Annotated in this window: 12 protein-coding genes; 5 read left to right on the plus strand and 7 right to left on the minus strand. The window is 44.2% G+C overall.

Translation table 11 applies throughout. From position 1 onward, the window contains the following. Positions 1-34: 34 nt before the first annotated feature. The 3 genes from MN199_RS10580 to MN199_RS10590 all read right to left on the minus strand — a co-directional run bounded on the left by MN199_RS10580 (position 35) and on the right by MN199_RS10590 (position 4,288). Positions 35-952 (minus strand): histone deacetylase family protein, encoded by a 918-nt coding sequence (locus tag MN199_RS10580; protein WP_132585066.1) that lies wholly within the window; start codon positions 950-952, stop codon positions 35-37. Then, the gene (locus MN199_RS10585) at positions 952-2,808 is read right to left on the minus strand and encodes a bifunctional acetyl-CoA hydrolase/transferase family protein/GNAT family N-acetyltransferase (protein WP_132585064.1); all 1,857 of its coding nucleotides are present in this window, start codon (positions 2,806-2,808) and stop codon (positions 952-954) included. Before MN199_RS10585 ends, MN199_RS10580 begins: the two co-directional genes overlap by 1 nt. A gap of 106 nt (positions 2,809-2,914) precedes the next feature. After that, complete coding sequence (locus MN199_RS10590) at positions 2,915-4,288, minus strand: DUF3300 domain-containing protein (RefSeq protein WP_335739392.1); 1,374 nt, start codon at positions 4,286-4,288, stop codon at positions 2,915-2,917. Between the two features lie 242 nt (positions 4,289-4,530). Between MN199_RS10590 and MN199_RS10595 the strand changes: the two genes are divergently transcribed. Next, complete coding sequence (locus tag MN199_RS10595) at positions 4,531-5,451, plus strand: 2-hydroxyacid dehydrogenase (protein ID WP_335739393.1); 921 nt, start codon at positions 4,531-4,533, stop codon at positions 5,449-5,451. 3 nt (positions 5,452-5,454) lie between these two features. Next, positions 5,455-6,045 carry a GNAT family N-acetyltransferase gene (locus MN199_RS10600; protein WP_335739394.1) on the plus strand — a complete coding sequence of 197 codons (591 nt, stop codon included), beginning with the start codon at positions 5,455-5,457 and terminating at the stop codon, positions 6,043-6,045. A 293-nt stretch (positions 6,046-6,338) separates the two neighbouring features. Here MN199_RS10600 and smrA read toward each other — a convergent pair whose 3' ends face one another. Then, complete coding sequence (gene smrA / locus MN199_RS10605) at positions 6,339-6,917, minus strand: DNA endonuclease SmrA (protein WP_335739395.1); 579 nt, start codon at positions 6,915-6,917, stop codon at positions 6,339-6,341. A 73-nt stretch (positions 6,918-6,990) separates the two neighbouring features. Continuing rightward, the gene (locus tag MN199_RS10610; RefSeq protein WP_132585045.1) at positions 6,991-7,278 is read right to left on the minus strand and encodes a hypothetical protein; all 288 of its coding nucleotides are present in this window, start codon (positions 7,276-7,278) and stop codon (positions 6,991-6,993) included. A gap of 181 nt (positions 7,279-7,459) precedes the next feature. Here MN199_RS10610 and MN199_RS10615 point away from each other — a divergent pair, with 181 nt between their 5' ends. Then, positions 7,460-7,873 (plus strand): hypothetical protein, encoded by a 414-nt coding sequence (locus MN199_RS10615; RefSeq protein ID WP_132585043.1) that lies wholly within the window; start codon positions 7,460-7,462, stop codon positions 7,871-7,873. Between the two features lies 1 nt (position 7,874). Here the strand turns inward: MN199_RS10615 and MN199_RS10620 are convergent, their stop codons facing one another. Next, entirely contained in the window at positions 7,875-9,206 is a 1,332-nt protein-coding gene (locus MN199_RS10620; RefSeq protein WP_132585041.1) for a M20/M25/M40 family metallo-hydrolase, read from the minus strand. A 210-nt stretch (positions 9,207-9,416) separates the two neighbouring features. Here MN199_RS10620 and MN199_RS10625 point away from each other — a divergent pair, with 210 nt between their 5' ends. Then, complete coding sequence (locus tag MN199_RS10625) at positions 9,417-9,722, plus strand: ArsR/SmtB family transcription factor (RefSeq protein WP_132585039.1); 306 nt, start codon at positions 9,417-9,419, stop codon at positions 9,720-9,722. A 65-nt stretch (positions 9,723-9,787) separates the two neighbouring features. Here the strand turns inward: MN199_RS10625 and rpsT are convergent, their stop codons facing one another. Beyond that, positions 9,788-10,057 carry a 30S ribosomal protein S20 gene (gene rpsT, locus MN199_RS10630; RefSeq protein ID WP_132585037.1) on the minus strand — a complete coding sequence of 90 codons (270 nt, stop codon included), beginning with the start codon at positions 10,055-10,057 and terminating at the stop codon, positions 9,788-9,790. 175 nt (positions 10,058-10,232) lie between these two features. Between rpsT and murJ the strand changes: the two genes are divergently transcribed. Continuing rightward, positions 10,233-11,807: a murein biosynthesis integral membrane protein MurJ gene (gene murJ / locus MN199_RS10635; protein WP_335739396.1), complete on the plus strand. Its 1,575-nt coding sequence runs from the start codon at positions 10,233-10,235 to the stop codon at positions 11,805-11,807. Positions 11,808-11,852 lie beyond the last annotated feature (45 nt).

Here is an 11,852-nt window from a genome sequence, read left to right on the forward strand (position 1 = left end):
AGGGTTTTTTATCAGTAATAGCCTGATATGAAATTTATAACATCGCTTTTAAATGAGCCACCACACTTCGGCCCAGCGCACTTAAGGCGTAGCCGCCCTCTAAGGTTGACACTATACGACCGTGACAATGTTTATCGGCTATTAGCTTTAGCTGCTGAGTGATCCAGCCATAATCATCTTCGGTTAGCATAAATTCTGACATATCATCTTCGCGATGGCCGTCAAAACCGGCTGAAATAAAAACTAACTGCGGTGCAAACTGGTCGAGCTTAGGCAGCCAATGTTGTGCAATTTGCTCACGCCATTGTTGCGGTTTACAACCGCCGGCTAGCGGAATGTTGATGATATTGGGCTCGGCACTTAGTTCACCACTAAATGGGTATAGCGGATGCTGAAACGATGAGCAAAATAATACGCGTTCATCGCCGGCAAAAATATCTTCAGTGCCATTGCCGTGATGCACATCAAAATCGATTATAGCAACTCGAGTTAACGAGTAATGCTTTAACGCATAGGCGGCTGCAATGGCAATATTATTAAATAAACAAAAGCCCATAGCTTGATCATGGGTAGCGTGATGGCCAGGTGGGCGCACATTACAAAACGCTTGCTGGTTATCGCCGCTCATTACTAAGTCAACTGCGTTTATTGCTGCGCCAGCGGCATGCAACGCGGCGTTTAAACTGTGTTTCATCATTTGCGTATCAGGATCTAGCCAAATATGGCCTTCGCTGGGTGCTTTCGCATAAATTTCGTCAATATAAAGTTTAGCGTGCACGCCGTATAAATCTTCGCGCTGTGCTGGCGTGGCATCACGCTGCTGCACCACAAACTCCATACCTGAGCGAATAAGTTGATCGTTTATTGCGTTTAAGCGGGCAGGTTGCTCGGGGTGGTCATCACCCGCTAAATGCAGGTAGCAGCTTGGGTGGCTAAATAGTGTAATGGCCATTAGCTACGCTGCTCATTAATGTCAGCGCGCGGTAAGCGCAGCTGCATATAAACTTCGCTTGGGTCATCACCAGGTAATCGGCTAAAACCTGCTTTTTGAAAGATCGTGATCATGGCTTTATTTTCTGCCCGCACATAGGCGGTCATGCTGGTTAAACCGCGTAGCTGGGCAATAGTAATCATTTCTTGTAGCAAGCGCTTGGCCATGCCTTTACCCTGATGCTTTTCTCGGGTAACAAAAGCAACTTCGCAACTTAAATTGTCATTGAGTAAATAATAGCGGCCAACAGCCTGTATTTGCACCACTGAGCCTTTTTGCTTCACAATACACAGCGCCAGATCACGAGATTGATCAACGCCGACTAAGGTACAGGATTTTTCACGACTCATTTGGGTCGGCACTGCGCTATAACGCATTTGCAGAGTTTCTTTGGTGTGTGAGTAAAAAAATTCTTGTAAGCGCCGCTCGTCAGAAGGATTTAACGGGCGCAGGTCAAAGGCTTCACCATCAATGTGGAGCTCTTTAAAACCAACACTGCCCAGCTCAGGGACTTCCATTGGTGTATGCAGTTGATAATGCGGTACCCAATAGTTTTTGCGCACTTCTTCTAATAGTTGTTGGCGAAACTTGGGGTGTGCTACCCGAATAAGCTCTAGCGAACGCTCACGAATGCTCTTGCCTCGTAACGAGGCGACGCCAAATTCTGTAACGACATAATGTACATGGCCACGTGATGTGACTACTCCCGCACCGTCGGAAATACGCGGCACTATACGTGACACGGTACCATTTTTAGCCGTTGAGGGCAGGGCGATAATGGGTTTGCCGCCGTTGCTCATTGAAGCGCCGCGGCTAAAATCAACTTGACCACCAATACCGCTATAAAACAAATGCCCAATTGAATCAGAGACAATTTGCCCGGTTAAATCGACCTCTATCGCACTGTTGATGGCGATCATATTGTCGTTACGGGCGATATTGGTGGGTGAGTTAACGTATTCGCTAGGGTAGAAGCCCATGTGTGGATTAGCATCAACAAAATCGTATAGTGCTTTGCTACCAACACAAAAACTAGTAACGGTTTTGCCCTGATGAAAGGTTTTACGCCGATTATTAATCACGCCTTTTTTAATGAGCTCCATCACGCCATCGGTGACAAGCTCGCTGTGTACGCCCAAATCTTTGTGGTTACCTAGATAGCGCAGCGCCGCAGCACAGATTTTGCCAGCGCCAATTTGAATCGTCGCGCCATCATCAATAAGCAGTGACACATACTGGCCAATACGTTCGGTAATGGCATCCAGTTCGGGTGCTGGCAGTTCAGGCAAGGGTTCTTCAGCATAAAAAAACGCATCTATCTGATCGCGATGAATAAAGGCTTGGCCATAGGTAACAGGCATAGCAGGATTAACCTGCGCAATGACCTTTTTTGCTGATTTTGCGGCGGCAGATACAATATCAACCGACACACCCAACGAGTGATAGCCGTGTTCGTCGGCTAAGCTGACCATAATTAATGCAGCGTCGAGCGGTAGAATGCCATCGCTAAATAATGACGGAATGTCTGACATAAAACACGGGGTATAATCGGCGCGGCCTTCGGCTACCGCTTGGCGTACCTTGTCACCACCGATAAACAGTGCGTTAACTTTAAACAATTGCTGATGCTGTGGTTCGGCCCACTTATTGTCGGCTAGCGTAGATACCTGAACAATTTCGATATCATGCAGTTGTTTAGCATTGGCTATAAGGTTATCAATTAGCTGGGCGGGTGCGGCGGCATGTGAGCCAATAAAAATACGGTCGCCCGATTTTAACAACTGCTGCCAGTTTAGTGTTGCTGGAATACTTGCCAATGTTGTGCTCCCACTAACTCAGAACTTTATATCTGAACCCAGTTTAAAGCAAAAGGCAACTGCTAAGCAGTCGCCTTTAGTCTAGTAAGTAGCGAGAAAGATATTACTAATCAATCTGTCTTGCACGCCGTTCTTGGTTTTGCGCCATGTTATTGCGTGTAGTTGTTGCGGCACGCTGTTCACGAGGCGCTGACACCTGAGGTTGACGCTCAGCTCGTGGTTGCCGTTGTTGCACTTGAACGTTTTGCGCTGGTTGTGCTTGGCGCTGCTGTACCTGAACATGTTGTGATTGCTGGCGTTGTTCTGGTTTTACCTGGTTGGGTTCTATACGTGGTAATGGTCTTGCCTGTTCACGTTGGCGTAATTGCTCAGTGCTGTTTATTGGCGCGCGCCGCTGCTCGGTTATAGCCTGACGCTCGCGCTGTGGTGTGTTTAATTGTTGGCGCAATGCTTCATTACGTTGGCGTGGGGTATTATCGTTGGCACGCAATTCACGGTTTGGCAATCTAACTTGCTCGGCTGTGCGGCGCTGGTACTGCTGTTTGTTTTCACGAACGGTAACATTACTGTCAACTCGGGTGCTACGCGCCGGTATACCTTTTGTTTCGCGTGTTGACTGACTATAGCCATAACCTGAATTGTAATCGCGATTTAAGCGTGCATGTCGGTATTGCACCCCACGACGATGCTCAGTGTTGTGTGTCCAACGATGTGCATTAACAAAGTGGGTATGGCGACGCGGATAATAACGCGGTGGAGTATGGTAATAATGATGGTTTACGACGACATGATGCTGGCGCCAGTCAAAAATACCAAAGTAAAACCATGGGCGTACGTTAACGCTAACGCCCCAATAAAATGGGCTTCTGCCAAATTGCACCCCAGCGGTCTGCCAATATACTGGAGGATAAGACGGCCACCACCAATCACCGTATACAACGCGCGTATCGTACACCGGCACATAAATGACTTCTTTACGTGCAGGCTCTATGATGATGACTTCACGTTCGCGTTCTACCACCACATGCTTGTTATCGTTTAACGAGCCGTTAGCATAGGCTTTTTGTCGCAAGGTTTGAATACTAGCCAATACTTGCGTTTCGTCAGCTAAAAACGCTTCGCCAAGCTGCTCAGTCCAGTCTAGATCGCTACTGAGTCGCTCTAATAGCTGTGGAAATGCAACTAAGGCCTTAACGCTCGGATCCCAGCTTTTGCTTTCAACGGCTTTAACCGCATCGTCGCCAGTTAAGTTAGAGTTTGCTTTAGCCCAACGCGATGCTTGTACCACTTCTAACGGGTAAGTAGCAGCAATTAGTACATGGGTTAATACAGTATCTGGGTATAACGCCACCGGCGCTAGCATTTGGTCTAGCTCGGCTTGTGATAAAATATCATCATCAGCCCAAGCCATTGTTGCGGTACTCATTACCAGTATAGAAGCGGTAAGTAGTCGACTTAATTGCAGCATCAGATTTTTCATCTTGCTATCCTCAGTTTACCGTTAGTTAAGTGTAGCACTGACGGCTTTTTGTTCACTGTATAGCTTATAGGTCTCTGGGGCTGAATTGAAACTGAACTTTACTAAACCTTTACATAGCTAAATTTATAAAAAAGTACTAAGCATTTATCTGAAAATAGCACTAAACAATGTTACCTTTAAAACGTTAGCATAAAAGCCCGCTATATCAGCAGCATAACAAATTGTTGGAGCCAGAAAAATAGATGACTATTGCCCTTATTATTCCCGATCGCAAACTTGATGATTTACATCAGCGTTTGTCACTGGCGTTGCCTGGCACCGACATAGAAATTTGGCCAGCAATAACTGAACCCGACAAGGTTGAATTTGCGGTGGTGTGGAAGCAACCCAAAGATAGCTTAGCTAATTTAAGGAGTTTAAAAGCGATTCAGTGCTTTGGTGCCGGCGTTGATGCAATTTTAGCTGATACAAGTTTGCCTGCCGTGCCAATTGCTCGTATCGTTGATAACAGCCTGAGTCAAACCATGGTGCGTTATTTAGATGGTGTGGTAAGCCATTATCGGTTGCGGTTAGATCAATTTAAGCAACAGCAGCAACAAACATTATGGCAACCGAAAGGCCCACGTCGGCTCAGCAATATTTGCGTGCTTGGCTTAGGCGAGTTGGGTGCTGCAGCGGCACAGCATTTTTCCATGCTAGGTTACCGTGTTAGTGGCTGGGCCAGAACAGCAAAGCAATTAAATAACATAGACAGCTATTATGGTGCGGCGGGCTTGTCGGCGGCGGCGGCTAATGCCGATATTGTTATTTGTTTACTGCCGCTAACACCCGCTACAGAAAACTTGTTAACTGATGCCTTTTTTAATCAACTAAAAGGCGGTGCTATTTTTATTAACGTTGCCCGCGGTGCTCTGGTTGATGACAGGGCATTATTGCAAGCATTAGATAGCGGTAAATTGCAGGCGGCTTGTTTGGATGTCTTTCGTCAAGAGCCCTTAGCTGAAACTCATCCATTTTGGCAGCATCCGGCAATTTTAATTACGCCACATGTATCTGCGGTAACGAGTGTTACTGCTGTGATTGAACAAATTGCCAATAACTATCAGCGCAGCCAGCGTGGTGAGCCCATGTTGAATTTGGTTGATGTTGAGCGTGGATACTAACTAATGAGTGTGATCAAACAAACCGCAGTTACCACTTGGTTTTTACAGTTTGAGGGCAGCGCGCCAACACAGGTTAGTTGGCCTAGTGGTGTGCAGTTAGTTGAGGCAGAAATAGCCAGCCCAGAACTTAGTCAATTTATGTTTAGAACAGTAGGAGGGCCATGGCGCTGGTTTAGTCGTTTAAGTTGGAGTTATCAGCAGTGGTTAGAATATCTTACACAGCAACAAGTGCGCACTTGGTTACTATGGGTACAGGGTACGCCAGCGGGTTATATTGAATTGTTGAAACATTCTGATCAGGGTGTAGAAATTAAGTTTTTTGGTCTATTACCACCATTTGTGGGGCGAGGGTTAGGCTTATCCTTAGCTCAGGCAGCAATTATGCTAGCATCGCAGTGGCAGGCGGCCAAAATTTGGCTACATACTTGTTCGACTGATCATCCGGCAGCGTTGAAAAACTACCAACAAGCTGGCTTTACGCTAATGCACACTGAACATAGCGTAGAAGCTTTACCAGAGCTAAATGATAGTCGTTTGTTAACCGAGAACTTTGTTTATTCTACGCTCGCTTATCATCTTGAAAATGCTGGGTAAATACACAGTTATTGTAAGTTTGTTACAACTTAACTACACTAGTTATCGGTTTAAGTAAATTTAAACCAATTTGCTACACAAAATAATAAAAAGAGTCATTGAGGCTAATTATGAGTAAAGCGTCCAATCGTAGTTTTGGCTTTACCGCAGTCGCTATTATTGTTTGTTTAATGGCGTTATCGGCATTTTTAACTAAAGCCGAAGCTATCTGTCTGTTGTGCGGGTAGCAGGAATCGAATCTAGTCAAATGGAATGACTAACACCAATCCCCAGCTTGCTGGGGATTGTTCTATCTAGCGCTTGCTATGTAACTCGCGATTTTCTCGCTTTTGCTCGGCATTTTTTTGCAATAAAACATAACTTGCAGAATAGCCACCGTGGTGTCGTTGTGCAGTATTACATGCTAGTACTATAGGTATTTGAGGCAACCATTTAAATACATAACTACGTAAAATGGCCGGATGAGGTTTGCTGTTTCGCCCCATACCATGCTGAATAAGCAACGTACGGATGCCGCGTTTGTGGCAGTCTTCAATAAAGAAAAACAGTTCTCGGCGAGCTTCGGTTAGGCTTTTACCTAAAAGATTTAACGTGGCATCTAATTCATACTTACCTAAGCGTAAATTACGATAGACACCATCTTGCACACCGTCTTTTTTATAAGTGAAAGGCTCGTCTGGCTTTACAAGATCGACATATTCCATGCTAAGGTAATTAGCATCATATTCCATTTCTAGCTCTGCGGCTTTGCGCCGTGCTTGCTGAGCCAATGTTGGGTTAAACTCTCCCGGCTCTAACATTACTTCATCTTGAGATAACGGTTTAACCCCCGACATCTCTAACAGAAACAAGTCTAAATCATCGTTTTGCATACTAGGCACTCTTGTCTCACCAGGCAGTTAATTATACCCCGCCTAAGCTATTGGAAAAAGTGCCTGTGCGTTGTTACTTCGCTTGAACGGTTAGTGCGCTAGCTGGAATTGTTAAATCCTTGGCTATCTTTTCTGCTCTACGTGCTTTGGCAAAGCGTAGTAAATAGTATGCATTAATTAATAATACTAATAAGTTTGAGATGACGCCTTGCGGAATATCAATATGGCTATAGTAAACAAACAGCAGGCTACAGCCAATTAGTGTAGTAAGGCGCAACCAGAATACGTCCTTAACAAAGAAAGCGCCAATACAGATTGTTAAGCCAACCCAGCTGATAATATCGAACAAAATATGTTCCATTGCGCTCTCCTTAAGACACTGCTGACCAAATTTTGTGCATATTATGCGGCGGCGTAGAGGGTTACTCAACTGAGGAATTTTACATCTTTCAGATTAGTTATATTAATGCAGTTAGAAAGGTGAGTTTGCAGTAGCAAAAAGCTGTTCTACACTTAATTGCAGCTAAACAGGGAGAGTGATTATGCTACCAGCGAAATTATATGAAGTGCTGCCCTATGTTTATGTTGCAGCCGGAATTAGTATGATGCTTGGTGTTAAATCTTGGTTGGCGTTGGTTGCTGGTGTATTAATCAGCTTTGCCGGTGCCGTGATCTGGGTTTTACGATCTGATAACCGACGTTCTGATATCAAAAAAGCCAGAGAAAAATACGGTGGCATTATGCCATTTTGGTTGTATGAGTTGTTGCCCTTTAGCTATTTTACATTTGCTTTAGTGTTATTTGTTGTTAGTAGCAATATGTATTTATATCCATTTGCTACGGTTATGCTGGTAATAGGCATCCATTTATGGATATTGCGCACCAGCTATCGTAAACATCAGCGGCCTGAACCAGTAAAGAAGTTCAACCCGCTGCGTTCACGAACTCGAGGCTAACTTATTTTCTTAAATCAACGCGGCTATTGGCAATAGTTGCAGTAGTTAATAACCACACTTTTAAGTTTTGCTTTAGCGACTCAGGGTCAACTTTGTCTAGGGTGTCATTAGGCGTGTGGTGATAATCAAAATAGTCTGTACCATCTTGCTGCAAGCTAACTACAGGCACACCTTGAGCACGCAGTATAGATACATCTGGGCCTCCTGATGCGGTATTAGTGCCCATTTCGATACCGAAGCTCGCTAGCTTTTGTTGTAGAGTTTTGGCAAACGATTGTGATTTTTCACCGAAACCTGTGTCTAACCGCCAAATACGGCCAGCACCGAAGTCTGATTCAGAAGCAAATACATGATTTTTTAAATTAGCAGTATGTTTTGCCGCATAAGCACGTGCACCGACCAAGCCACCTTCTTCATTGCCAAACAACACGACACGTACCGTGCGCTCTGGGCGGCCTTGCTGCTTTAATAATGCTGCAGTTGCCATTACAAGGCCTACACCAGCGCCATCGTCTAATGCGCCTGTACCTTCATCCCAAGAATCTAAGTGAGCACTAATTAGCACAATTTCATTCGGGTACTTACTACCAGTAATTTCCGCTATTACGTTGTGGCTAGTAACGTCACCAGGTAGTTTATTTTGCATTTGTAATTGTAAGCTAAGCTCAGGTTGATGGCTCAGCATACGAGATAGTTGCATAGCATCTGGCACGGAAATAGCCGCAGCAGGAATACGAGCTACATCATCGCTGTAACGCATAATGCCGGTATGAGCAAAACGGTTAATGCTGGTGCCCACTGAGCGAATAATAATGGCTTTTGCACCTAACTTAGCTGCTTCAACAGCACCTTGGCTACGCGCACCCACTACGTCACCGTAAAAACTGCCCAGTTTATCTTTGCCCATACTTTTATTAATAAACACAATTTTGTCTTTTACTTCGCCAGGGCTGGCTTGTTTTAGCTGATCTAAACTATCGAACATAACCACTTGCGCGTTAATACCGTCAAAAGGCGTCGCGATAGAACCACCTAAAGCGGTAACAACTAAATTCTGACGAAAAGGCTCGCCAACGTTAAGGCTAGCTTGGCCACGCTGCCAATACTGCATAGTAAAAGGCTCGGACCAAACTTTATCAAATCCCAGTTGTTTAAATTTTTGCTCTGCCCAAACGACAGCGCGGGCATCGGCTTCACTGCCAGCAAGGCGTGGGCCGACTTCTACCGTTAACGATTCTGTGATTTGAAACGCGAGCGTGTCATCTAGCGTAAAATCTTTTGCGGCGATATTTAAACTTAGCGCTGCACCTATTGTAGTTAGCCACCATTTCATTATTGATATTATCCTGATGTTATTAGTGTTTACGACTTTAGCACTTTTTTAGTTAGACGTTACAGCGTAGGTCGGTAGAAATGTGTATTTTTCGGACGGAGTGATTTTATTGCCTAAACGAATGAATATAGGCATAGCTGATCGCAAAATGTTGTGACTAATGCTGTAACTCGGTAATATTAAACCTTCCAATTGACAGGGCTAGGTGTAATGAATTTACAAAATATGCTAAAAAATTCCGCAAAAGCGGTAAAGTTACTAAAAGCCGTGTCTAATGAGCGACGCTTACTGATTCTTTGTCATTTATTGGAAAAAGAATTATCAGTAGGTGAGATGAACGAAAAACTAGAGCTTAGTCAGTCAGCGTTGTCGCAACATTTAGCATTACTGCGTAAGCATAAATTAGTAAAAACACGTAAAGCTGCACAAACAGTGTACTACAGTATTAATAGTAACGAAGCCGAGGCGTTAATTGGCTTACTGCATAAACTCTATTGTGCAGAGGATATGAAATAGCTCCAACCTAGAATAACAGCAACAAAAAAGCCGGTATTAACCGGCTTTTTTGTTGAAACTGTGTCTTAAGCGGCGCTTAATGCTTTAACATGTGCATTTAAACGTGACTTATGACGTGCTGCTTTGTTCTTGTGGATCAAGCCCTTTGCGGCCATACGATCCAGAACAGGCACCATTTTCTTAAACGCTTCAGTTGAAGCAGTTACGTCAGCAGTTAATACCGCTGCGTTGGTTTTCTTAATGAAAGTACGCATCATTGAACGTAGACTGGCGTTTTGCTGACGACGTTTTTCTGATTGAATTGCGCGCTTCTTAGCAGACTTAATGTTAGCCAAGGTGACACTCCTAAAAAACTAAACTGGACCTATTAAAGGCCGCATAATATGCCTATTTAATGTGCCGTTGTCAAATGCTTTCACAGAAAAAACACCGATTTTAATCGTGATTTTTACTGGTAATTCACGGCAATAAACGTGCAGAATAGTCGCGGGTTAAAATAAGGACGTAAAAGTGTCGGCAAAGCTATTAAAATCAGGTCTTATTGTCAGCTTTATGACATTGATTTCGCGTGTATTAGGCTTAGTTCGTGATGTGGTGGTGGCTAACTTTATTGGTGCAGGCGCAGCCGCGGATGTATTCTTTTTTGCTAATCGTATCCCCAATTTTTTACGCCGCCTATTTGCTGAAGGTGCATTTTCTCAAGCGTTTGTTCCTGTATTAGCGGAAGTTAAAGCAAAGCACGGCGATGATGCGGTGCGTTTATTAGTGGCAAAAGTAACCGGTAGCTTGGGTGTGGTTGTTACCTTAGTGACATTGTTTGGTGTTATCGCATCGCCATTAGTAGCAATGTTGTTTGGTATGGGCTGGTTTGTTGAATGGTTAAACGATGGCCCAGACGCCCATAAGTTTGAGCTTGCTAGCGTAATGCTGAAAATCACTTTTCCTTATTTATGGTTTATTAGCCTCGTTGCGCTGTCTGGCGCAGTGCTTAATATTTATAATCGCTTTGCCGTTGCCGCATTTACCCCAGTATTTTTAAATATCGTGATGATTGCTTGTGCAGTTTATATGGCACCGCTTTTAGATGAGCCGGCCTTAGCGTTAGCTTGGGGGGTATTTATTGGCGGTGTCGTACAGTTACTGTTTCAGCTACCTTTTTTAGCCAAAGCTGGTTTGTTGCAAATGCCACGTTGGGGCTGGCGCGACGAAAATGTGGTGAAAATTCGCAAATTAATGCTGCCTGCGTTATTTGGCGTATCGGTTAGCCAAATTAATTTGTTGTTGGATACGGTAATCGCTTCTTTCTTACTGACCGGTGCGGTTAGTTGGTTGTACTACTCAGATCGTTTAATTGAGTTTCCGCTAGGTTTGTTTGGTATTGCTATTGCAACGGTAATATTACCTAACTTATCTCGGCACCATGCTAGTGATAACGCACTGCGCTTTAGTCAGACACTAGATTGGTCGCTGCGTTTTGTCTCGCTGTTTGGCATTCCGGCAATGGCAGGGTTAATGATTTTAGCCAAACCGATTATTGCCTTGTTGTTTATGCGTGGCGAGTTTACGCAACATGACGTAATGATGGTGTCGCATAGCTTAGTTGCTTACAGTACCGGCTTGCTTAGTTACATGCTAATTAAAGTGTTAGCACCTGGTTTTTATGCGCGGCAAGATATAAAAACGCCAGTACGTATTGGTATTATTGCCATGTTAGCCAATATGGTAATGAACCTAATGCTTGCGCCATTTCTAAGCTATGTTGGTTTGGCCTTAGCCACTGCATTGTCTGCAAGTTTGAACGCGTTGTTATTATATCGCGGTTTAAAAGTGGCTGGTGTGTACCAATTATCTAAAGCAACATTGCTATTTTTAGCAAAACTGCTGTGCGCCAGCGGCATTATGGCAGCGTTACTGTATTGGCAAACCCCAAATTTAGCCCAATGGCTTAAATTGAGCTTCAATGCACAAATATGGCGGTTATCAGCGTTGTGTGTGCTGGCCGTGTTGGCGTATTTTGCTTTATTGATGCTAATGGGTGTGAGACTGCGTGATTTTAGCGCCAATTCAATTGCTGAAAGCAATTGATTAAATGGGTATAATGCACTGTTTATAATCAGCAGTTAGAAACGG

The organism is Rheinheimera metallidurans, from assembly GCF_036983985.1.
In the GTDB taxonomy this organism is placed as follows: domain Bacteria; phylum Pseudomonadota; class Gammaproteobacteria; order Enterobacterales; family Alteromonadaceae; genus Alishewanella; species Alishewanella metallidurans.

What these genes read in the sequence shown, in the direction of transcription:
- MN199_RS10580 (WP_132585066.1), bottom strand. Translation starts at nt 952, where the DNA reads ATGGCCATTACACTATTTAGCCACCCAAGCTGCTACCTGCATTTAGCG.
- MN199_RS10590 (WP_335739392.1), bottom strand. Translation starts at nt 4,288, where the DNA reads ATGAAAAATCTGATGCTGCAATTAAGTCGACTACTTACCGCTTCTATA.
- MN199_RS10595 (WP_335739393.1), top strand. Translation starts at nt 4,531, where the DNA reads ATGACTATTGCCCTTATTATTCCCGATCGCAAACTTGATGATTTACAT.
- MN199_RS10600 (WP_335739394.1), top strand. Translation starts at nt 5,455, where the DNA reads ATGAGTGTGATCAAACAAACCGCAGTTACCACTTGGTTTTTACAGTTT.
- smrA (WP_335739395.1), bottom strand. Translation starts at nt 6,917, where the DNA reads ATGCAAAACGATGATTTAGACTTGTTTCTGTTAGAGATGTCGGGGGTT.
- MN199_RS10610 (WP_132585045.1), bottom strand. Translation starts at nt 7,278, where the DNA reads ATGGAACATATTTTGTTCGATATTATCAGCTGGGTTGGCTTAACAATC.
- MN199_RS10615 (WP_132585043.1), top strand. Translation starts at nt 7,460, where the DNA reads ATGCTACCAGCGAAATTATATGAAGTGCTGCCCTATGTTTATGTTGCA.
- MN199_RS10620 (WP_132585041.1), bottom strand. Translation starts at nt 9,206, where the DNA reads ATGAAATGGTGGCTAACTACAATAGGTGCAGCGCTAAGTTTAAATATC.
- MN199_RS10625 (WP_132585039.1), top strand. Translation starts at nt 9,417, where the DNA reads ATGAATTTACAAAATATGCTAAAAAATTCCGCAAAAGCGGTAAAGTTA.